This is a genomic window from Cognatiyoonia sp. (assembly GCF_965661665.1).
Classification (GTDB): domain Bacteria; phylum Pseudomonadota; class Alphaproteobacteria; order Rhodobacterales; family Rhodobacteraceae; genus Cognatiyoonia.
Genome location: NZ_CBFIEO010000009.1, coordinates 1 through 19,674, shown reverse-complemented (window position 1 = coordinate 19,674; position 19,674 = coordinate 1). Strand labels below are relative to the sequence as shown.

Sequence of the window (19,674 nt, the reverse complement as noted above, 5' to 3'; positions counted from 1 at the left end):
AGATTCCTTTCATGTCACCCTCACGACAGTCTCTGGGGAATGGCAGCACTTCCGCTGTCGCTCCCCAGAAAGGAATTTGAAAATGAAATCGCTACTCACAACGACTTTAATCGCGCATGTTCTCAACGCCGGAGCTGCAAAAGCTGAGACCATCGCGAACCAAGTTATCAATCAGCTTTCCACCGAAGGGTACACTCGCATCAAAGTCAAAAATGGCCTCACGCAAGTCAAAGTCGAAGCCATCCGGTACGGCTATCAGCTTGAGATCATCTATGATGCTGCAACGGGGGCCATCCTGAAGCAAGAAGTGGAGCCAGTTGAATCAGGTGACGATACAGCACCTGGCATCTCTGTCACCAATCGCGCGAAAGACTTCTATGATAAGGACGTCGGTGAAGATCATGACGACGATGATCACGACGAAGATGACGACGATTAAGCACGCCTAACGCAAAGACCGACAAATTTTCAAAGACTCAAGACGCCCTCTTTGCTGCTGTCCTGATATTGCAGGCTTCCTGCGTGGTTTTATTTTTTGTCGGCCTTCTGAGCACGACGACGGGTTGGTTTCAAATCCGTTGGCAGTTCTACCAATTCATCGAAATCACCACAGCCATTGGGCTTTTGGTTGGGCAGGGGTCAGCGCCAACATGCTCCGCCGCTCATACAGACGCCAACAGCAGATCGAGGATCAGCTTCGCGCTGCCTCCGGCGCGTTCATGGAGTTGATGGAAGATCGTTTCTCCGAATGGGGTCTCACCTCGGCGGAGCGGGAGGTGGCACTCTTCTCCGTCAAAGGGATGAGTGCCCAAGAAATCTCAGCGCTGCGCGACTTGAGTGAGGGCACCGTCAAAGCCCAGACCAATGCGATTTACCGCAAGGCGGGCGTCTCGGGCCGATCACAAATCCTCAGCCTCTTCATCGATGATCTGGTAGAGATTCCAACATCTTAAGCAAGATTGTCCAAGGCGTTCTGCTGCAAAACTAACAACGGCACAATTTCCAACGCCCGTTTATGCGTCGCGTGCAAGTTCACATCCGGCGCACAGCCTTCGTCATGGGCTTGCAAGAAACGGCTTGCGCACAGGCACCAGTGATCTCCGGGATTGAGGCCGGGAAACCCGAACTCAGGCCGCGGGGTGCTCAGATCATTTCCGACATATTTGGAGTAGGCTAGAAACTCTGCCGTCAGCACCGCACAGACAGTGTGGCTGCCTGCGTCTTCCGCACAGGTGTCACAATGCCCCGTCCGAAAGAACCCCGTCATCGGATTGGTGGAGCAGCTTTGCAGCGGTTCGCCCAAGACATTTACGGATGGTTCTATCTGCATCTGCTTATCCTGTTGTCCAATCAATCCCGCGCCCATGAAAATCGGCACGCCCAAGGTCCAGCGTGACGTCCCCCGGCCAAAGACGCAAGGTTAGCACCGCACTGCGGTCCCCACCATCTGTTTCCATTGAGAACCACGCGAGCGGTGACTGTGCCGTCGCCTTTGCGCCCGCCGCCTTGATCATCCGCCGTCCGCGTGCCTGGGTCTCTGCCGGAAAATACTGTCATGCGACGGTGGAATAGATGAGATGGGTTAGCCCATCTTGATACGGCAGCCGGTGTTCCAACCACTCAATTGCGTCCGCTTGATCGACCAAAGGCTGTGCAACCGAAATCGCGGCATGGGTCCGCTGCAACCTGTCCGGCTGATCCGGCCAAAGGTATGCTTGGAGGCGCAACGCGTCAGCAGGGGCCGTTGGATCAAGCGGGTTCAGGTCGACACCTCGCCGCTCAACGATTTCAGGTTGGGCCATTGGAGGCATATCGCCCGACCACTCAGGATCAAACACCAAGACATCGTCGCGGCCATAAAGCCGGTCGCCGATCTTCACCCCGAACCGGTCCCACATTAGGTTGAGACCGCCACTCGCCCCTAATTCAGACATCCGAAGAGGCAGCCCAAACCGTTCCGCCACCACGTGCCCCATCCCGATTAAGACCGCCGACTGGCGCACTTCGTTGGTCTGCGGGGCGCTCCTTATCCAATCGCAAATGAAGGTACATTCGCTTACGAGCACGGTCTTAACGGCGTTCCAGAGCACGTCATCACTCACCAACGCGGTCGGATAGACGCCCTCAAACACCCGAGCTGTCAGATAAAGCGCGTGCAACGCTCCCCCCAACCGCAACCGGACACTTTCAGCACGCGGCGACAAATCGCCTTGCCACGCGAACACCTTTCGCTTGATCTCACTCTCTGGCCAGTCTCGCGTCGCAAAGAGTACGCAAAGTTGCCCCATGAAAGGGGAGCCGAGCGTCTGGCATGCCTCCGCCTGAAAGGCGAAAGCCTCGCACACATGGTCTGGCGTCACCGGAACCGGTCCACAAGCTTTTGCAGCGGGCTTCTGGTGTCGTCGTCTGGCTCTGGGGCAGGGTCAGTCTTGGGCTTATTGGATTTCGGGGTGGATTTCGACGATCGCGGCGGCGCCATCCGTAGGGACACGGCATTCATGAACTTGTCGCCATTGCCTGCCACAAGCTCCGCCGCGCCGTCCCTGATTCCGCGCAACACATCATCCAGCCACTCCGCATCGGCCTTTGGGAAATCCCGCAGCACATAGCCCGGCACCGCATCCTTGTGCCCGGGATGCCCGATCCCCAGCCGCACACGCTCATACTCGGGCCCAATATGCCCGTGAATGGACCGCAAGCCGTTGTGCCCTGCATGTCCGCCACCCACCTTGAGCCGCACCTTCCCCGGCGCGAGGTCCAGCTCATCGTGAAACACAATGACGTCTTCAGGCTCCAGTTTGTGAAAGCGCATCGCCTCCCCAACGGATTGACCGGATTTGTTCATGAAGGTCTCAGGCTTCAGCAGCAAAACCTTGGTTGATCCAAACCGCCCTTCGCTGATCAAACCCTGAAACTTTGACCGCCAAGGCCCAAACCCATGATCTGCGGCAATCTGATCGATCGCCATGAACCCAATATTGTGACGGTTCTGCGCATATTTCGCGCCCGGATTTCCAAGACCAACAAGAAGCTTCATGACCGCAAAAATAGGCGCTGCATCTAAGATGCGCCAGCGGTTTTGCGTCCCACTATCCCGATCTGCCAAAGAAAAACGGGGCTCCGAAGAGCCCCGCATTGAATTTGCTTGTGCCGAAGATTACTCTTCTGTAGTTGCCTGTTCGCCGCTATCTGCTGCGGCGTCTTCGCCACCCTCTTCAGCGCCGTCTTCTTCGTTATCCGCAATCGCGTTCTTCGGAGGCTGAATGTTGGCAATAACAAAGTCACGGTCGATTACGGACTTTGCGCCTTCTGGCAATGTCACGCTGCTGATGGACAGTGTGTCACCGATTTCAGCTTCAGCCAGTTCCACGTCGATCGAGTCTGGAATGTCGCCGGCTAGAACTTCAAGTTCAACCTCAGGACGGACAACTGTCAAAACGCCGCCCTTCTTGATGCCTGGGCATGTGTCCTGATTGAGGAAGTTCACAGGGATCATCAACTTCACACGGCTTGTACGTTTCAGGCGCATCAGGTCGATGTGTGTTGGCAGGTCTTTGACGACGTGACGCTGCACGCCACGGCAGATCACGCGGACGTCGTCGTGGCCATCAACCTTCAGGTTGAAGAGTGTGGACATAAAGCCACCCTTGCGCAGACGTGTCAGCAGTTTGTCGAAGTTTACATTGATTGGGAGTGGATCAGCGCCACCACCATAAACGATGCCAGGTACGTCGCCTGAACGGCGAGCTGCGCGAGCGGCCCCCTTGCCTGTCCCCGCGCGTACCGTGGCGTGAAGATCAGGGATCTTATCAGCCATAGTCTTATTCCTATAATGTAGCGGTCGGCCTCCAAGGGTGTCCGACCTGATGAAGACCGGTCTTTAGGTCGATTCAGCCAGCTTGGGAAGGGGTAAAATCACTGCGTTTGATGTTTTTGTTGCAGTTTGACGCAGTTTGTCACTTGCCTCAATGGAAATTGGCTGTCAGCCATTCCTGCATGTCCGTGTTGAACGCCATCTATCTGTCTCGCCGTCCTGCGGTCGCCTTTGTGGTTGTGGGCGTGTTCTGGGGATGTTTTGCGGCACTGGTGCCAGTCTACAAAGCACACCTCGGCGTCAACGATGCCGTTTTTGGTACATTGCTCGTTGGGTCAGCCCTTGGGCTGGTGACATCGATGTTTTTGGCGCCTCGTGCGGACCGGATATTGGGATCAAACGGTCTGCGTTTTGGCATCGTGGCGTTTTCACTAGTTTGGCTTTTGCCATCGCAAACCGCTGTACCGATTGTCTTTGGCCTCTTGATGGCGTTGGTTGGCATGGCCTCTGGCCTGCTTGATGTCACCATGAACGCCCGCGTGAGCGAGCTTGAGGCGAAACTCAACCGTCCCTTGATGAATGCAAACCACGGGATGTTTTCCGTGGCCTACGGTGTCGCCGCCCTTATCACAGGCTTCGCGCGGGAGGCGGGAATTCCCACCCCCTACATCGTCGCGGGCTTTGCCAGTCTGTGCATTCTGACGATCCCCCTTCTGCGGACTGACATCGCTGTGGTTGAGGCGGATGAAGAAGCAAAAGCTGCGAAGTATCCGATCTGGCCGATCCTCGTTTGCGGCCTTATCACCCTTTCCGCCTTCATGACCGAAGCCACGGTGGAGGCTTGGTCCGCTCTGCATATCGAACGCACGCTTGGCGGTGGCGCGAAAGAAGGGGCACTTGGCCCTGCCATGCTTGGCTTCACAATGGCCTTTGGCCGCTTCTCCGGTCAGGCTGTGGCCGAACGACTGAGCGAGATGAGCGTCGTCATTGGCGGTGCTATCATCGCCGCAACTGGCGCGACCTTGGCCGCCCTCGCCGCAACACCATTTGTCGCACAAATAGGCTTTGGCATCTTTGGCCTTGGTGTCTCTGTCATCGGCCCAATTGGGATCTCGATGGTGGGCTCGCTCGTCCGGCCGCACCTCAGAACCGAAGCAATCAGCCGCGTCGCCGTCATCGGCTTCTCAGGCTTCTTCTTCGCCCCAATGCTCATGGGCATCGTGTCCGAACTCTTCGGCCTTAGGGTCGCGTTCTTCTGCGTCTCTGGCCTCATTCTCTGCGCTGCACCGCTAGTCCTCGTCGCGGCGCGGATGCCAAAAGCGGTGTCGGCTTAGGACCACCGGCCTTCAAAGCCTTCCGGCACCAACAGGATATCGCGGTCGATGGATGTGACGTCGCGCTTGCCGCAGAGCGCCATCGTCGTGTCAAGTTCGCGGTGAATGATGTCGAGCGCGGTGGTCACGCCTTTCTCACCCATCGCACCAAGGCCATAGATGTAAGCGCGGCCAATCATCACCCCGTCTGCGCCCATCGCCAGCGCCTTCAGCACGTCCTGACCAGAGCGGATCCCGCTGTCGAGGTGGATTTCAATCTGCCCGCCTACGGCTTCAACAATCGACGGCAACATGCGGATCGACGACAAAGCCCCATCCAACTGCCGCCCGCCGTGGTTAGAGACGATGATCGCATCCGCGCCAATCTCCACCGCTTTCTTGGCGTCTTCGGGATCAAGAATGCCCTTGATGATAACCTTGCCGCCCCATTTCTCCTTCAGCCGCGCAATCGTGTCCCAATTGAGCGCTGGATCAAACTGCTCTGCCGTCCACGAATGGAGGGAGTTCATGTTCTTCACGCTCTTGGCGTGCCCCACGATGTTGCGGAAGGTGCGGCGGTGGGTGCCCAGCATCTCCAGCCCCCATGCCCATTTCGTAGACAAATCCAGCAGGGTGGAGGGGGTCAGTTTCGGCGGCGCAGATAGCCCGTTTTTCAAATCCTTGTGCCGCTGGCCTAAGATTTGCAGATCCACCGTCACCACCAATGCAGAACAGCCTGCGTTCTTGGCCCGTCCGATGATGTTATCGACGAATTCCTCATCCCGCATCACATACAGTTGGAACCAAAACGGCGCGTCGGTATGGGCGCGCACATCCTCAATCGAACAGATCGACATCGTGGACAGGCAGTAGGGGACGCTAAACTTCTCCGCCGCGCGGGCGGCCTTAATCTCCCCATCCGCGTTTTGCATGCCGGTCAGTCCAACAGGGGCGAGCGCGACAGGCATCGCATAATCCTGACTCAACAACGGTGCCACGGTGGAGCGGTTCGTCATATCGACCGCGACGCGCTGGCGGAACCGGATTTGATCAAAATCGGATGTGTTCTCTCGGAAGGTCTGCTCCGTCCAGCTGCCGGATTCTGCGTAGTCATAAAACATCCGCGGCGCACGGCGCTTATGCAGGCGTTTCAGATCGTCGATGTTGGTGATGACAGGCATTTGCGGTCCACAGCTTAAATTGGTGATATTTGTTTACCAATAAGCGTTGTTGGGCGCAATCTGAGAATTGCCCCCTCGATCTGCAGTGACCGTCGTCAATTCTGGATTACTGCACTCTCCCATTCCGCCAAGAACTTGTTGCGCTTCAGCGTGTCTAGAAAGGTCAACAGCGACGGCTCCAACGCGATGATCGCCCGCTCTGCGCCATCGCTCTGATCGCGCAGCGCTGGCAGCGTCGGACCAGCCTCATCGCCCGTGGATTGCTGTGTCACCAAGTGTTGCACGAACCGCTCTGCCGCGTCCGCATGTTGCGTCGCCGTTGATACGAAAGCGGTCCGCATCATCGTGGTCGGGAAATCAGAGGGTAAGATGATCTCTAGCGTGTTCTCCTCGTCCGCCCGCGCCGCTGCGTAGCTGCCCAGCACGTTATAAGCGACGGCGATCTTCCCTGCGGCCAGATCATCAATCATGTCGCCTGAACAACAGTAAAGCTGCACATCGAGCGCGCCCATCACCTCCATCAACCGCCAGAAAGTCTCAGACGCGCGCGCGTCTTGCGTCGCAAAAAGATACCCGAGCCCGGACCGCCGCACATCATAGGTTCCCACACGGCCCTGAAACACCGCTGGCCTCGCCCTCAGCGCCTCTATCAGTTCCTGCCGTGTCTGAGGGATAGGCTGCCCGTCAAACGCTGCCCGATTGATGACGACCGCTGCAGGCTCCGTCGTAAAGGCAAAAAGGCTCTGTCGCCACTCCGCCCACTCAGGATGCTCAATCGTCTTAAGTACCCGCGCAAACCCATCATTGGCCAGCTTCAACTGCAGATCCATCGCGCTCGAAATCGCAATATCAAACGCATCCGGCGCCGCGCGGAACCGCGAATCAATATCCGCCGTGCCCGTCACCAGATATTCAATCGCCACATCCGGGTTCTCGGCCACAAAACTGGCAATCAAAGGCTCAAACAAATCCGTGTCGGTACTGGAAATGATCCGCAGCGGCGTGGTGCCCGCCTCATTGAACACGCGCCGGTCTTCCCAATCCTGCGCCCCACAAAACGAGGCCCAAAGCGTGATAGCTAAAGCGATAAGGTAACGCATGCGCCGCCCTCCGTCCGGTTTGAAAGCTTGATCGTGCCGCCATGCGCTTCTGCCACATCCTGCGCAATGGTCAGCCCCAAACCCGACCCAACAGAGTTTTTCGAGTTACGCCCGCGTTTGAACCGCGTGGTCAGTGTTTCAATCTCATCCGGCGGAAACCCAGGACCGCTGTCGCAAACCGTGATCGTTGGAACGACATCAGCAGCTACAGAGATCTCCACCAGACTGTCAACGGGCCCATATTTCATCGCGTTATCGATCAAATTGCGCACCGCATTCTGCAGCAAGATCGGATCCCCTGCATAACGCACAACGGGGTCGCACTTCAGTACCAGCCTCAAATCCTTCATCTCTGCAATCGGGGTCAGCCGTGTCACCAAGTCCTGCACCAACTCCACCAGATCAATCTTCTGCCGGTCCAGATGATCCGCGCGAAAGGTGATCATTGCGTGATCCAAAAGCTGCCCCGCCGCGCGGGAGCTTTCGTCAATCGCCTTGACCATGGACCGCATCGCTTCGCGGTTTTCCTCGCGGTCCACACGCTGCAACGTCGCCTCCGCGTAGGATCGTACGGTGGCCAAGGGCGTGCGCACGCGGTGCGCGGCCTCTGCGATGAAATCCTCCGACTGGCTCAACGATTGATCCAACCGTCCCATCAGGGAGTTCAATGATGTCACCAATGGCGCCATCTCTTGCGGCACGGGCTTCATAAAGGGGCTCAAATCCTGTGGTCCCCGCCGTGTCACTGATGTGGTCAACCGGTTCAACTGCCCCATCGTGGTGGACGCCACCCAAAGCGACAACGCTGCAGCCAAAGCAAAAAACCCGACCCCCAAAGCGGCAGCATTGCGGGAGATTTGATCCAACGTCTCCGCCAAAGCGTCCTGTGTTTGCGCCAGAACCAATTGCACGTCCGTCGTTCGATTGGCCCCGATCAACCGCCTGTTGGCGCTGACCTGCCGCACCGTGACGCCTCGCAATTTAGTGGTGGTAAACCTATCTGATCCGACACTCTGACCGCTGTTCAGCGACAGGTCGCTGTAGCCTGACAGAAACGTGCCATCCTGATAGATCGCATAAAACACCCTATCATCAGCGGGGGTGCTGAGCATCGCAAAAGCTGCAAAGGGGATATCAACTTCCACCACACCGTCGCGGATCGCCGCCGCGTCAAGGATGGATGTGGCAGAGGCCAGCAAGATGCGGTCCTGCCCCTGCTGCGCCACCTGCACCGCATAGCTGCGCACAGCGACAAACAAGATCAACGCCAAAAGAGCGGCCCCGCCGATCAACGACAGGACCAGCCTGTTGCGCAAGGATCCGGCGACCGCTGGGTTAGCCATAATGATCCAATCGGTAGCCCAAACCGCGCAACGTGGTGATCCTCAACTCCGACTTTTCCAAATGCTTGCGCAACCGGCCAACATAAACCTCAATCGCGTTCTCCGACACATCATCGTCGTAGGAAAACAGCCGGTCAGACAGCTTTTGCTTGGAAAACACCTGCCCGGGAGCGTTTAGAAAAACTTCCAAAAGCCGCAGCTCGCGATTCCGCAGAGTTACAGCTTCCACCCCGACGCTCAAATGCCCGGCCACAGGGTCAAAGACGAGGCCTCCCATCTCAAAATTGGGTTTCACATTGCCGGATTTGCGGCGCAAAACCGCGCGACAGCGCGCCTCCAACTCCGCATGGTCAAAGGGCTTGGTCAGATAATCGTCAGCCCCCATATCCAGCGATCCGATTCGATCAGAGACCTGACTGCGCGCGGTCAAAACAATCACTGGCGTGTCGCGTTCGCGCGTCCGATGCGCTTTGAGAAAGTTGCGCCCATCCCCATCAGGCAGCATGATATCAAGCAGAATAAGGTCGTACTCACCGGTGGCGCTAAACGCCTCCGCATCTTCTAAATTCTCTGCATGATCAATGACATGACCATCCAACCGCATCCGAGACGCGATGGCATTGGCCAGGTCGCGGTTGTCCTCCACCAGCAGAAATTTCATCGTCACCTCGGACAAAGTGGTGAACGTGACAGGTCGGTGTCAGGTTCACATGGTTCCCTCATACTCAACTGATCCGCTTGCTGGACGGTTGTCAAATGGGAGGAAATCATGACGACATTTTCGATGGGCCGCCGCGCCCTTATCGCGGCTGTGGCTGCAATCGGCCTTGCAGGGCCTGTGTCTGCTGGAGGACACCAAGTCCTCGATAGCATCCACTTCCTGATCCCCGGCGGCGCTGGTGGCGGATGGGACGGCACCGCTCGTGGCACAGGTGAAGCGTTGACCGAATCTGGTCTCGTCGGCACCGCGTCTTATGAAAACATGTCTGGCGGCGGTGGTGGCAAAGCGATCGGCTACCTGATCGAAAACGCTGACAGCAACCACGGCACCTTGATGGTAAACTCAACACCCATCGTGATCCGGTCGCTTACCGGCGTCTTTCCACATAACTTTCGCGACCTGACGCTGGTTTCCGGCACGATCGGTGACTACGCCGCCATCGTTGTGGGCAAAGACAGCCCAATCAACACCATGACCGATCTGATCGCAGCCTATGACGCGGATCCAAGCGCGACAGCGATCGGCGGCGGCTCTGTCCCCGGTGGCATGGACCACTTGGTCGCAGCCATGGTGATGGAAGCTGCCGGCAAAGATGCGTTGGGCGTGAAGTATATCCCTTATGATGCGGGCGGTAACGCAATGGCCGCGCTCCTTTCAGGGGAAATCGCAGCCCTGTCGACCGGCTTCTCCGAAGCGGTGGACCTCTCCAACGCGGGCGAGGTAAGAATCATCGGCGTCACATCAGCTGAACGTGTGGCGGCAGCCCCAGATGCGATGACCATGATGGAGCAAGGCATCGACACTACCTTCGTCAACTGGCGCGGGTTCTTCGCCGCACCTGGCCTGCCGGACAACAAACTGGCAATGTATCAGGACGCCATTGCCAAGATGTACGACACCCCTGAATGGGAGACCGTGCGCGCACGCAACGGCTGGGTCAACATTCACAACCCAGGTGATCAGTTTCTGAGTTTCCTTGAAGAGCAAGAGCAGGTCATCGGCGATCTGATGAAGAAGCTCGGCTTCCTCTAGTTAGAATGTGCGGCTGCGCCGCGAATGATACCGGGATGAGGGGCATCTGCCCCTCAAACTCCCCGGGATATTTTTAGCAAGAGGAAGGGGAGGTCATCATACCTCCCCCCTTCGGTTGGAAGGCCGCGCCTTCCCCTTGCACGGTTATCGGCTTCCCAGCCTGTACCGCAGATCAAGAATGTCGCGCATTTTATTAAAATTCGTTTTCCTCTTGCCATAAATATCCCGGGGGATTGGGGGCTGGCCTCCAAATAGACAGAAAAGGACGGGCAAATGGCCTTGGATCGATGGATAGCCTTGGTGTTGTTGGGGGTGTGCCTGCTTTATGGCTATGCTGCCTGGTTCACCATGGATGAGAATTTGGCCCCTTTCATGAAACGCAATCCGATTTGGCCCAGCACCTTCCCCAAGGTCCTGTCGGTTCTTGGGATCCTAGCCACGCTTGTTGTGCTTTTGGGTGTTGAGAAGAGCGCCCCGAAAGAGGCGGATATCGATTACCGTCGTTTGGGGGAGTATCATCTGGGTCAGGCGCTTTTGCTTTTGGGATTGATGGTGCTTTATGCGCTGTCGCTCCGGCCGCTTGGTTTTTTGTTTTCGACCTCTGCGTTCCTGATCCTCGGCTCTTTCATTCTAGGGGAGCGGAAGTGGCTTGTGATGCTGCCTGTTGCCTTCATCGCGACAGGGGCGGTTTGGTATCTCGTGCAAGAGGTGCTTGGCATCTACATGCGGCCTTTGCCGACCTTTTTGATGGGAGCATAAGATGCTTGAAGGACTCCTTATCGGCCTGACCACGGCCATGTCGATCCAGAACCTGTTGATGGTAATCGCAGGGTGTTTGATCGGTACATTCATCGGCATGCTGCCCGGCCTTGGGCCGATGTCAATCATTGCGATCATGATCCCTGTGGCAATTTCGCTGGGTGATCCGTCAGCGGCGCTCATTCTGCTGGCGGGGGTCTATTATGGCGCTATCTTTGGCGGCTCGACCTCTTCCATCTTGCTCAATGCACCGGGTGTTGCGGGCACGGTCGCGTCCAGCTTTGATGGCTATCCCTTGGCCCGTCAGGGCAAAGCGGGCAAAGCGTTAACCATCGCCGCGATTGCCAGCTTTGCCGGTGGCACGATTGGGGCGCTTTTGTTGATGGTTTTTGCGCCAGCGCTGTCGTCTGTTGCGCTTCTGTTCCATTCGGCGGAGTATTTCGCCCTTATGGTCGTAGGTCTCTCCGCGATTGCGGCCTTTGCTGGCACTGGTCAGGTGGCCAAGGCGATGATCATGACCGTTTTGGGCCTTATTATGGCCACGGTGGGGGAGGGCGCGCTGTTCAACCTTCCGCGCTTCACCATGGGGATTATGGACCTGCAATCCGGCTTCGGCTTTATCACGCTGGCGATGGCGATGTTCGCTTTGCCAGAGGCGTTGTTCTTGGTGCTGAAGCCCAAAAACCTCAAAGGCGATGATGGCGAAATCAAAGACCTGCGCATCAACCGGGCGGAGGCGAAGGCCATCGCACCCGTCGTCGGGAGACAGTCCCTACAAGGGTTCTTTATTGGCGTCCTGCCGGGCGCTGGGGCTACAATTGCGAGCTTTTTGGGCTACGCGGTAGAACGCAACATCGCCCCGAAAGAAGAACAAGACGAGTTTGGTAAAGGCTCCATCAAAGGGTTGGCAGCCCCAGAAACAGCGAACAATGCGGCATGCACCGGCTCGTTCGTACCGCTGCTGACACTGGGCATTCCGGGCTCCGGCACCACGGCGATTTTGTTAGGTGCGCTCATCGCGCTCAACGTCACCCCTGGTCCGCGGCTGATGATTGATGAGCCGCAGATCTTTTGGGCGGTCATCATGTCGATGTTCATTGGCAATCTTGTGCTGTTGATCCTGAACCTGCCGCTCATTCCCTACATCGCCAAGGTGTTGGCGGTGCCGCGGAATTATCTGATCCCTTTCATTCTCTTCTTCACGTTGATGGGGGCCTATATCGGGCAGAACAATGCGACAGAGCTATTAATGCTCGTGAGCTTTGGCATCTGTGCAACGGCATTGAAGTTTGCCGACTACCCGCTCGCCCCGCTGTTGATAGGTTTTATTTTGGGCGGGATGATGGAGGATAACTTCGCACGCTCCATGCAGCTTTACGATGGCGTCAGCTTTATTTGGGAGCGGCCGATGACCTTGGCTTTGCTCGTCATCGCCGCCATTTTGATCGTCCTGCCAAGCTACCGGGCCCGTCGCGCCAAGGCCCTTGCAGAGGGTGTGGCGGAAGGCGATTGATCCAAACGCAATTGTGCGCAGAAAGCGAGACCTTCCTGCGCACAATGCAGTGCTTCAAGAGCACTAAGGGAAGGACCACAAGGTCCTGTTATGGTTAGTTCGGTCTCAGCGATTGCTCATCCTTGAAGAGATGGACCTTGGCTGGATCAGCGGTCAGTGCGATTTCCTTATCGCGCATGTCGGCATGGATGCCCGGCAGTTTGGCGATCTTTAGCGCGAAAATCATATTCTCCCGAACCGTCATGTGCGGGTAAAGTGCATAGGACTGGAACACCATTGAAATGCCGCGCTGGACAGGGGAATGTCATTCACGACGGTACCGTCGATTTCCAACGTACCGGCAGTGATGCTTTCCAAACCGGCGATCATCCGCAGAATTGTGGATTTACCGCAAACGGATGGCCCAACGAAGACGATCAGCTCCCCTTGTTTGATATCAAGGTTGATGTCTTTGAGGACATTAACGCTGCCGCCATAGGTCTTTTCGACGTCAGTAATTCTAAGATCAGCCATTCGTTCAACCTTTCGGCTTCATGGCGATCAGAAATTGCCATGGGTTCAGGGTTACGGGGTTCGTCAGATCGTCTTGCACAGAGCCCAGATCGGCGCCGATGCTTTGCCAACTGCCAGTCTGCGCCGCGACAGTTGCGACGTCATCGCCAAGGTTGAAGGCGCAGAAATACGTCTCGCCCTCATGCTCTCGGGTGAAGATCAGCAGGCCGCCATCAGCTTTCATTGGCGACTGGGTGCCAGAGCGTAGGGCAGGGTTCTCATGCCGGAACCGGATGGCGCGGCGGTAATGATGCAGGATCGCGTCGGGATCCTCTTCCTGCCGGTCGACAGCCATTTCCATGTGCTTGGGGCTGACAGGCAGCCACGGCTTGTTCTCACCAAAGCCTGAGAATTCGCTTTGCGTTTCCCACGGCATGGGTGTGCGGCACCCGTCGCGGCCTTTGAATTTGGGCCAGAATTCGATGCCATAGGGGTCTTGCAGTTCTTCGAATGCGACCTCTGCCTCGGGCAGGCCAAGCTCTTCACCCTGATAGATGCAAGCTGACCCGCGCCAGCACATCATCAGAACAGTCATCATCTTCAAGCCTTCGTCTGACAAGTTCCAGCGGCTTGGATGGCGGACGGTGTCATGGTTTGAAAACGCCCAGCATGACCACCCGTCTGCGGCGACCTCATCCACGCGGTCCATTACGGTTTCCACGTCTGATGCAGTTGGCTTTGCATTGGCAAGGAATTCGAAGGCATAACACATGTGCATCAGGTCATCGCCCGCAGTGTACTGGCCCAGAATTTCCAGCCCGTATTGCGCATCACCCACTTCACCGACAGCTGCCGCGCCATAAGGCTCCATCACGCTGCGCAAACTGCGCAAAAAGGCGAGGTTTTCGGGCTGGTTCTTATCGTACTGATGGTCTTGGTGGTTGTAAGGGTTCACGCGGGGCGCAATCGTCGCGTTGCGGCGCTTCACTGGCAGCGGTGGATTGTCCCGCAGCTTTTGGTCGTGGAAATAGAAATTGATCGTGTCCAAACGGAAACCATCGACACCCCGTTTCAGCCAGAACTTGGCGACATCCAGCAGGGCATTCTGAACCTCTTCGTTGTGGAAGTTTAGATCGGGCTGCGAGGTCAGGAAGTTGTGCAGATAATACTGCTCCCGACGGCCATCCCAATGCCACGCCGACCCACCAAAGATCGACAGCCAGTTGTTTGGTGGCGTGCCGTCCGGCTTTGGCTCTGCCCAGACGTACCAATCGGACTTTGCATTCTTGTGATCCTGACAGCTTTCTTGGAACCAAGGGTGCTGGTCGGAGGTGTGCGACAGCACAAGGTCAACCATCACTCGCATGCCAAGCTTATGGGCTTTGTCCAGCAGGTCATCAAAGTCCGCCAACGTGCCAAACATCAGATCAACGTCGCAATAATCGCTGACGTCATAGCCAAAGTCCTTCATCGGCGATTTGAAGAACGGTGAAATCCAGATCGCATCGACGCCAAGTGACGCGATATGCGGCAAGCGCTGCGCGATGCCCTTAAGATCACCAATTCCGTCGCCATTGCTGTCCTGATACGAGCGCGGATAGACCTGATAAATCACGGCCCCGCGCCACCAATCTGGTTGCGCACGATTATCCACTGTGCGGACCGGTTGGGTTTTGAAGTTCATTCATATTTCCTTACTTCACTGAGCCGGCCAGCAGACCGCGCACAAGGTATCTTTACATTGCGAAGAACTTGGCGAGCGGGACCGCAATCGAAACGAAGGCCGCCGTCGCCAGAATTCCCCAATTGCCGCCTCGCGTGCCCAAAAGCTCCACGATTTGGTTGGTCATCACGGTGGTTGAGCCGGTCAAGTCGATCAGGAACACTTTCGCCACCAGCAGTTCGTTCCATGTCCACAAGTACTGGAAGATCGCGAAGGAGGCGAGCGCCGGGAAGGACAGCGACAAAATGATCTTGGTGAAAATCTGGAAATCCGTCGCGCCATCGACCTTTGCGTTCTCGATGATGTCCCTCGGCAAGCCCACCATGTAATTTCGCAAAAGATATATGGCGAGGGGGAGGCCGAAGCCCATGTGCGCCAACCAGACGCCCAAATACCCCTTGCCGATACCAATGCCCAAGTGCAGCCGCAGAGGTGGGATCAGCGCCAACTGCAATGGCACAACCGACGAAGCTACGACCAAAGCGATCAGTAATGCAAGCCCCGGAAACTCCATCCATGCAAGCGCATACGCGGCGAAAGCTGCAATCACGATTGGGATGATCGTCGCCGGAATGGTCACGGTCAGCGTGTTAAAGAACGCCTTGGCCATATTATCTTGGCCCTGACCACTGAACAGGATCGTCTCATAGTTCTCCAACGTGAAATCACGCGGGGTAAGGGCGGTCACAAAAATCCGCTGCCTGCGACGGCCCGGCTCCTCCACGCTGGTATAGATGTAAGAGCCGTCCGCATTCAGCGTGAGCGTTTCACCATCGCCCGCCTCTGCCGTGTCACCCGGCTGGAAAGTCCCCGATGCGCGGGAGGATACGCCAAAGGCGCTGATTTCAGCATCCGTGCCAAGACCGCCTTCGTCGGTCAGGATGTTCCCGCGAATGACATACAGATCGCACAGATTGAAAATCAGCCGAGCGCGCCGGACAACTTGTTGCTGGAAACGGAATTGATTGTCGGTGCCTCAACGGGTCCCGTGCGCTGAGGGTTAGCCGCGATGCGCACCGTCGGCCAAGTCTGCGACAAAAGCCAATACGTCAGAGACGGGTTCGCCCGCACCGATTTTGGCAACGATGGCCGACCCAACAACAGCACCATCTGACACGCTGGCCACGGCGGCAGCATCGTCTGGCGTCTTGATGCCGAAGCCTACGATCACCGGCAGGTCTGTCGCCGCTTTGATCCTTGCCACCTCTGGCGCAACTTCGGTTGTTTGCACATCCGCCGTGCCGGTGATCCCAGTCATGGACACGTAGTAGACAAAGCCGGACGTGTTTTGCAGTACCGTCGGCAAGCGTTTGTCGTCGGTTGTTGGGGTCGCCAAGCGGATGAAGTTGATCCCAGTGGCTTGGGCGGGAATGCACAGCTCATCGTCTTCTTCCGGCGGCAGGTCCACGACGATCAGCCCGTCAATGCCTGCCTCTTTCGCGTCTTTCAGGAACTTGTCCACGCCGCGCGAATAGATCGGGTTGTAATAGCCCATCATCACGATGGGTGTGGTGTCATCCGTCTTTCGAAAGTCACGCGCATATTGCAGCGTCTTTTCGAGTGTCATGCCGCCTTCGAGTGCGCGTTGACCCGCCAGCTGAATGGTGGAGCCATCGGCCATTGGATCGGTAAAGGGCATGCCAAGCTCGATAATATCAACGCCCGTCGCAGGCAGACCCTGCATCACTTCAAAGCCAGTGTCATAGTCTGAATCGCCCGCCATGATATAGGCCACAAAAGCCTTCTTCCCCGCGGCGCGAAGCTCTTCAAATTTGGCGTCAATCCGGCTCATGTCGGTCCCCTGGCTGATTGCTGCAAGCGGTTTGGCGCAGCCAGCGGGGAAAATCAATGGGGCAGGGGCAAAACCTTTCCCGCCGGTAATACGTTCGCAGCGTTTATGCTGTTTTCATCCACATGTTGTTAGCTGGCGGGTTCTTCGTCACAGCCGACCATCCAGCGCAGGCCTAACTAGTCAGAGAAGGCACCAAAGCCCGCTGACCAGAATGTTGCGTCATAGGGCATCCACACCTCGCCGCCCGCTGACAAAGCATCAAAGATGGCTTTGCATTCTGCGGCGGTCGGCACATTTAGCATGACGTTGCATCCGGCCATCGGCTCCGCATTGGCATAAAATCGTCGGACAGCATGATTTTGAAATCACCAAGCTCCAGCGCACAATGCATGATCCAGTCTTTGCGTTACTCTGGAATGTCAAAACCAGGCGGGCCATCCTGCATGGGCATCAGTTGGACCACTTCTGTGCCCAACGCCTCCCTAGAGAACGCAATTGGATCGCGGGCATGACCATTATAGAAAATATACGGTTGAACTTTCATCGTTCTATCCTCCCTCCCGCCAGTATAGCACATGATCCCTTGCGATGCGGGCGCCATGCCTCTATCTGCAGCCGAGGATTGAAGGAGAGCCATCATGGGTTTCAAAATGGGGATCGTTGGGCTGCCAAACGTGGGTAAGTCGACGCTGTTTAACGCGCTGACCAAAACAGCAGCCGCGCAAGCCGCAAACTTCCCGTTTTGCACCATCGAACCCAATGTGGGTGAAGTGTCGGTACCCGACGCCCGCCTCGACACATTGGCGGAGATGGCGAAGTCCAAGAACAAGATCCCCGCGCGTATGACATTCGTGGATATTGCGGGTTTGGTGAAGGGGGCCTCTAAAGGGGAGGGCTTAGGCAACCAATTCCTCGCCAACATCCGCGAGGTAGATGCGATTGCCCACGTGCTGCGCTGTTTTGAGGACGATGACATCACCCACGTCGAGGGCCGCGTAGATCCGGTGGCCGATGCGCAAGTGATCGAGACCGAGCTGATGCTCGCCGATCTTGAAAGCATCGAAAAGCGTTTACAAAACATCGTCCGCAAAGTGCGAGGTAGTGACAAGGAAGCCGTGCTTCAGCAAAAGCTGATGAAACGCGCGCAGGAAGCGTTGGAAAACGGCCAGCCTGCCCGCACCGTTGAGGTGGATGAGGAAGACCAGAAAGCGTGGAAGATGCTTCAGCTTCTGACCACCAAGCCTGTGCTCTATGTTTGCAACGTCGAAGAAAATAGCGCGGGCACAGGCAACAGCCAATCCGCCCGCGTGGCAGAGATGGCCGCATCAGAAGGCAACAGCCACGTCGTGATTTCCGCCCGGATCGAGGAAGAGATCAGCCAACTCGAAGACGACGAGGCGGAGATGTTCCTGAGCGAGATGGGCCTAGAAGAGCCTGGTCTCGACCGTCTGATCCGCGCAGGTTACGACCTTTTGAACCTGCAGACCTATTTCACCTCTGGCCCGACAGAGAGCCGTGCTTGGACCATCAAAGAAGGCACGCTTGCCCCGCAAGCGGCTGGCGTGATCCATGGTGATTTCGAACGGGGGTTTATTCGGGCTGAGACAATCGCTTATGACGACTACGTTGCCTGTGGTGGTGAACAGGGGGCCAAAGAAGCCGGTAAGATGCGGGCCGAGGGCAAAGCCTATGTCGTCAAAGACGGCGACGTGATGCATTTCTTGCACAACACCTGATGCGCTGGGCAGGGGGTCTGCTACTGTTTGCGTCTGCTGCACAAGCGGACATTGTGTTGAGCATCGCTAACGGCGATCCCTACGATCGGCTTAGGATCTGGAATTTGGCAGTCTGTAGCGAGCTGCGGGGTCGGCTCCACATTGACTTTGCGACTTCGGAAGGGCGCGTGTTGTTGGACACGGAATACGGTGGTTTGGGCACCAAAGACCCGATGCCGGTAGAAGTGGAACTTGGAAACATCCGCATGGCGCCAGTTGTTGAAGGCGATCGGCATCTGACGATTTTTCTGGAGGGCGTTGCCGCTGGCGCAACCGCAGTGATCACGATGGATTTTGACAATGAAGCCAGTTTTTGGAGCGGCTCCCGTGTTGCTGTTATTGGGGGGCACATAGCATGCACTGTTGCGCGATTTGAAGGTGGTGAGGCCGGAACTGAGGCAACGTTTGATCCGTGCGCTGTTGCTCGGTTGTCCCTGCCGGCGCGGACGTGTCCGGATGATGAGCCCGCCGAAGTGACGTGCCGATCTCCTAAACTGGGGATATGAGCTGGTTTTCTTTGTTTACTCCGTACCTCCTCCCGATGTGCTTTTCGCCTGCTATGTTTTTGCAGCGTGCCGTTGTTATGGTTTCACGGATTGCCCCTTGTCCTGCTCTGCCCCTGCCGCTAAACGGGTCAGCGGAGACGTGGCCGAGTGGTCGAAGGCGCTCCCCTGCTAAGGGAGTAGGCGAGGAATCGTCTCGAGGGTTCGAATCCCTTCGTCTCCGCCACTACCCCGATATTGCCTTATTTGCCAACAAAAAAGGGGTTTTGTGGCTAGCGCAGAATGGACTACCACACACGTTGACCACACACGCTCCCAACTAAACAAATGCTATTGAATCACTTTGACATGTGAACACTTCTGTCCGCCCAGCGCATGGAATAGCCAAAGACCATAATGTTGTGGCTGTCAAAGCTGCCTGTCGCTGAGAAACCTTGTCCCCTAGCTCACAGGTTTTCACAAACGTGCATACCCTCTCTTAGCGGCCTGTGTGGTGCTGTTGGGAGTCATTCGCTGGATAGCGCGAGTTCAGGCTGAGGTACCTCTAGAGGCTATAGATCAAGCTGGTGAATGGTCTAGTGTAGGAGGCGTAGGTACTAACTACGGTAAAGGC

At 56.6% G+C, this 19,674-nt stretch carries 20 protein-coding genes, 1 tRNA gene and 3 pseudogenes; 9 read left to right on the top strand and 15 right to left on the bottom strand.

Features of this window, described 5'->3' with window-relative positions; genetic code table 11:
- Positions 1 to 82 precede the first annotated feature (82 nt).
- On the top strand, positions 83 to 439 hold the full coding sequence (locus tag ACTF5F_RS07420) for a PepSY domain-containing protein (RefSeq protein ID WP_438956239.1): 357 nt from the start codon (positions 83 to 85) through the stop codon (positions 437 to 439).
- Between the two features lie 211 nt (positions 440 to 650).
- Positions 651 to 953, top strand: coding sequence for a helix-turn-helix transcriptional regulator (locus ACTF5F_RS07415; RefSeq protein ID WP_438956238.1), 303 nt, complete (start codon positions 651 to 653; stop codon positions 951 to 953).
- On the opposite strand, the gene ACTF5F_RS07410 is transcribed toward ACTF5F_RS07415, so the two are convergent.
- The 4 genes and pseudogenes from ACTF5F_RS07410 to ACTF5F_RS07395 all read right to left on the bottom strand — a co-directional run bounded on the left by ACTF5F_RS07410 (position 950) and on the right by ACTF5F_RS07395 (position 3,817).
- On the bottom strand, positions 950 to 1,330 hold the full coding sequence (locus ACTF5F_RS07410; protein WP_438956237.1) for a DUF2237 family protein: 381 nt from the start codon (positions 1,328 to 1,330) through the stop codon (positions 950 to 952). The genes ACTF5F_RS07415 and ACTF5F_RS07410 overlap by 4 nt on opposite strands.
- A 4-nt stretch (positions 1,331 to 1,334) precedes the next feature.
- A pseudogene (locus tag ACTF5F_RS07405) lies at positions 1,335 to 2,345 on the bottom strand (DUF2332 domain-containing protein).
- Positions 2,346 to 2,356: 11 nt separating this feature from the next.
- Positions 2,357 to 3,037: an aminoacyl-tRNA hydrolase gene (pth, locus tag ACTF5F_RS07400; protein WP_438956236.1), complete on the bottom strand. Its 681-nt coding sequence runs from the start codon at positions 3,035 to 3,037 to the stop codon at positions 2,357 to 2,359.
- 120 nt (positions 3,038 to 3,157) lie between these two features.
- A complete protein-coding gene (locus tag ACTF5F_RS07395) occupies positions 3,158 to 3,817 on the bottom strand; it encodes a 50S ribosomal protein L25/general stress protein Ctc (RefSeq protein ID WP_438956235.1) in 660 nt (219 codons plus the stop codon).
- Between the two features lie 143 nt (positions 3,818 to 3,960).
- Between ACTF5F_RS07395 and ACTF5F_RS07390 the strand changes: the two genes are divergently transcribed.
- Positions 3,961 to 5,148: an MFS transporter gene (locus ACTF5F_RS07390; protein ID WP_438956234.1), complete on the top strand. Its 1,188-nt coding sequence runs from the start codon at positions 3,961 to 3,963 to the stop codon at positions 5,146 to 5,148.
- On the opposite strand, the gene ACTF5F_RS07385 is transcribed toward ACTF5F_RS07390, so the two are convergent.
- The 4 genes from ACTF5F_RS07385 to ACTF5F_RS07370 form a co-directional block, all read right to left on the bottom strand.
- On the bottom strand, positions 5,145 to 6,308 hold the full coding sequence (locus ACTF5F_RS07385; protein WP_438956233.1) for an alpha-hydroxy acid oxidase: 1,164 nt from the start codon (positions 6,306 to 6,308) through the stop codon (positions 5,145 to 5,147). The two genes, ACTF5F_RS07390 and ACTF5F_RS07385, sit on opposite strands and share 4 nt — an antisense overlap.
- A gap of 95 nt (positions 6,309 to 6,403) precedes the next feature.
- Positions 6,404 to 7,408, bottom strand: a complete 1,005-nt coding sequence (locus ACTF5F_RS07380; RefSeq protein WP_438956232.1) for an ABC transporter substrate-binding protein — start codon at positions 7,406 to 7,408, stop codon at positions 6,404 to 6,406.
- Positions 7,387 to 8,751: a sensor histidine kinase gene (locus tag ACTF5F_RS07375; RefSeq protein WP_438956231.1), complete on the bottom strand. Its 1,365-nt coding sequence runs from the start codon at positions 8,749 to 8,751 to the stop codon at positions 7,387 to 7,389. Before ACTF5F_RS07375 ends, ACTF5F_RS07380 begins: the two co-directional genes overlap by 22 nt.
- Positions 8,744 to 9,412, bottom strand: a complete 669-nt coding sequence (locus tag ACTF5F_RS07370) for a response regulator transcription factor (RefSeq protein ID WP_438956230.1) — start codon at positions 9,410 to 9,412, stop codon at positions 8,744 to 8,746. The genes ACTF5F_RS07375 and ACTF5F_RS07370 overlap by 8 nt, the downstream gene beginning before the upstream one ends.
- A 108-nt stretch (positions 9,413 to 9,520) precedes the next feature.
- On the opposite strand from ACTF5F_RS07370, the gene ACTF5F_RS07365 reads away from it, so the two are divergent.
- The 3 genes from ACTF5F_RS07365 to ACTF5F_RS07355 all read left to right on the top strand — a co-directional run bounded on the left by ACTF5F_RS07365 (position 9,521) and on the right by ACTF5F_RS07355 (position 12,776).
- Complete coding sequence (locus ACTF5F_RS07365; RefSeq protein WP_438956229.1) at positions 9,521 to 10,504, top strand: Bug family tripartite tricarboxylate transporter substrate binding protein; 984 nt, start codon at positions 9,521 to 9,523, stop codon at positions 10,502 to 10,504.
- A 273-nt stretch (positions 10,505 to 10,777) separates the two neighbouring features.
- A complete protein-coding gene (locus ACTF5F_RS07360) occupies positions 10,778 to 11,263 on the top strand; it encodes a tripartite tricarboxylate transporter TctB family protein (protein ID WP_438956228.1) in 486 nt (161 codons plus the stop codon).
- Position 11,264: 1 nt separating this feature from the next.
- Positions 11,265 to 12,776, top strand: a complete 1,512-nt coding sequence (locus tag ACTF5F_RS07355; RefSeq protein ID WP_438956227.1) for a tripartite tricarboxylate transporter permease — start codon at positions 11,265 to 11,267, stop codon at positions 12,774 to 12,776.
- Between the two features lie 94 nt (positions 12,777 to 12,870).
- Here ACTF5F_RS07355 and ACTF5F_RS07350 read toward each other — a convergent pair whose 3' ends face one another.
- The 7 genes and pseudogenes from ACTF5F_RS07350 to ACTF5F_RS07320 form a co-directional block, all read right to left on the bottom strand.
- Positions 12,871 to 13,002 (bottom strand): hypothetical protein, encoded by a 132-nt coding sequence (locus tag ACTF5F_RS07350; RefSeq protein WP_438956332.1) that lies wholly within the window; start codon positions 13,000 to 13,002, stop codon positions 12,871 to 12,873.
- Positions 12,976 to 13,289: pseudogene (locus tag ACTF5F_RS07345) on the bottom strand (ATP-binding cassette domain-containing protein); the annotation flags it as partial. The gene ACTF5F_RS07350 and the pseudogene ACTF5F_RS07345, both read right to left, overlap by 27 nt.
- Before the next feature lie 4 nt (positions 13,290 to 13,293).
- The gene (locus ACTF5F_RS07340) at positions 13,294 to 14,952 is read right to left on the bottom strand and encodes an alpha-glucosidase (protein WP_438956226.1); all 1,659 of its coding nucleotides are present in this window, start codon (positions 14,950 to 14,952) and stop codon (positions 13,294 to 13,296) included.
- A gap of 52 nt (positions 14,953 to 15,004) precedes the next feature.
- A pseudogene (locus tag ACTF5F_RS07335) lies at positions 15,005 to 15,898 on the bottom strand (carbohydrate ABC transporter permease); the annotation flags it as partial.
- Positions 15,899 to 15,991: 93 nt separating this feature from the next.
- On the bottom strand, positions 15,992 to 16,783 hold the full coding sequence (trpA, locus tag ACTF5F_RS07330; RefSeq protein WP_438956225.1) for a tryptophan synthase subunit alpha: 792 nt from the start codon (positions 16,781 to 16,783) through the stop codon (positions 15,992 to 15,994).
- Between the two features lie 176 nt (positions 16,784 to 16,959).
- Positions 16,960 to 17,103, bottom strand: a complete 144-nt coding sequence (locus tag ACTF5F_RS07325; protein WP_438956224.1) for a hypothetical protein — start codon at positions 17,101 to 17,103, stop codon at positions 16,960 to 16,962.
- Between the two features lie 86 nt (positions 17,104 to 17,189).
- Positions 17,190 to 17,327 carry a hypothetical protein gene (locus ACTF5F_RS07320; protein WP_438956223.1) on the bottom strand — a complete coding sequence of 46 codons (138 nt, stop codon included), beginning with the start codon at positions 17,325 to 17,327 and terminating at the stop codon, positions 17,190 to 17,192.
- A 94-nt stretch (positions 17,328 to 17,421) separates the two neighbouring features.
- Here ACTF5F_RS07320 and ychF point away from each other — a divergent pair, with 94 nt between their 5' ends.
- The 3 genes from ychF (at position 17,422) to ACTF5F_RS07305 (ending at position 19,287) form a co-directional block, all read left to right on the top strand.
- Positions 17,422 to 18,519 carry a redox-regulated ATPase YchF gene (gene ychF, locus ACTF5F_RS07315; RefSeq protein ID WP_438956222.1) on the top strand — a complete coding sequence of 366 codons (1,098 nt, stop codon included), beginning with the start codon at positions 17,422 to 17,424 and terminating at the stop codon, positions 18,517 to 18,519.
- A 167-nt stretch (positions 18,520 to 18,686) separates the two neighbouring features.
- Positions 18,687 to 19,064: a hypothetical protein gene (locus tag ACTF5F_RS07310; protein WP_438956221.1), complete on the top strand. Its 378-nt coding sequence runs from the start codon at positions 18,687 to 18,689 to the stop codon at positions 19,062 to 19,064.
- A 133-nt stretch (positions 19,065 to 19,197) separates the two neighbouring features.
- Positions 19,198 to 19,287 (top strand) — tRNA-Ser (locus ACTF5F_RS07305).
- Positions 19,288 to 19,674: the final 387 nt, after the last annotated feature.

Bases quoted from the DNA above. Each gene is read 5' to 3' on its own strand.
- ACTF5F_RS07365 (WP_438956229.1), top strand. From the start codon at position 9,521: ATGACGACATTTTCGATGGGCCGCCGCGCCCTTATCGCGGCTGTGGCT.
- ACTF5F_RS07360 (WP_438956228.1), top strand. From the start codon at position 10,778: ATGGCCTTGGATCGATGGATAGCCTTGGTGTTGTTGGGGGTGTGCCTG.
- ACTF5F_RS07340 (WP_438956226.1), bottom strand. From the start codon at position 14,952: ATGAACTTCAAAACCCAACCGGTCCGCACAGTGGATAATCGTGCGCAA.
- pth (WP_438956236.1), bottom strand. From the start codon at position 3,037: ATGAAGCTTCTTGTTGGTCTTGGAAATCCGGGCGCGAAATATGCGCAG.
- ACTF5F_RS07320 (WP_438956223.1), bottom strand. From the start codon at position 17,327: ATGAAAGTTCAACCGTATATTTTCTATAATGGTCATGCCCGCGATCCA.
- ACTF5F_RS07370 (WP_438956230.1), bottom strand. From the start codon at position 9,412: ATGAAATTTCTGCTGGTGGAGGACAACCGCGACCTGGCCAATGCCATC.
- ACTF5F_RS07420 (WP_438956239.1), top strand. From the start codon at position 83: ATGAAATCGCTACTCACAACGACTTTAATCGCGCATGTTCTCAACGCC.
- trpA (WP_438956225.1), bottom strand. From the start codon at position 16,783: ATGAGCCGGATTGACGCCAAATTTGAAGAGCTTCGCGCCGCGGGGAAG.
- ACTF5F_RS07395 (WP_438956235.1), bottom strand. From the start codon at position 3,817: ATGGCTGATAAGATCCCTGATCTTCACGCCACGGTACGCGCGGGGACA.
- ACTF5F_RS07375 (WP_438956231.1), bottom strand. From the start codon at position 8,751: ATGGCTAACCCAGCGGTCGCCGGATCCTTGCGCAACAGGCTGGTCCTG.
- ACTF5F_RS07325 (WP_438956224.1), bottom strand. From the start codon at position 17,103: ATGGCCGGATGCAACGTCATGCTAAATGTGCCGACCGCCGCAGAATGC.
- ACTF5F_RS07415 (WP_438956238.1), top strand. From the start codon at position 651: ATGCTCCGCCGCTCATACAGACGCCAACAGCAGATCGAGGATCAGCTT.
- ACTF5F_RS07350 (WP_438956332.1), bottom strand. From the start codon at position 13,002: ATGATTTTCGCGCTAAAGATCGCCAAACTGCCGGGCATCCATGCCGAC.
- ACTF5F_RS07380 (WP_438956232.1), bottom strand. From the start codon at position 7,408: ATGCGTTACCTTATCGCTTTAGCTATCACGCTTTGGGCCTCGTTTTGT.
- ychF (WP_438956222.1), top strand. From the start codon at position 17,422: ATGGGTTTCAAAATGGGGATCGTTGGGCTGCCAAACGTGGGTAAGTCG.
- ACTF5F_RS07355 (WP_438956227.1), top strand. From the start codon at position 11,265: ATGCTTGAAGGACTCCTTATCGGCCTGACCACGGCCATGTCGATCCAG.
- ACTF5F_RS07410 (WP_438956237.1), bottom strand. From the start codon at position 1,330: ATGCAGATAGAACCATCCGTAAATGTCTTGGGCGAACCGCTGCAAAGC.
- ACTF5F_RS07385 (WP_438956233.1), bottom strand. From the start codon at position 6,308: ATGCCTGTCATCACCAACATCGACGATCTGAAACGCCTGCATAAGCGC.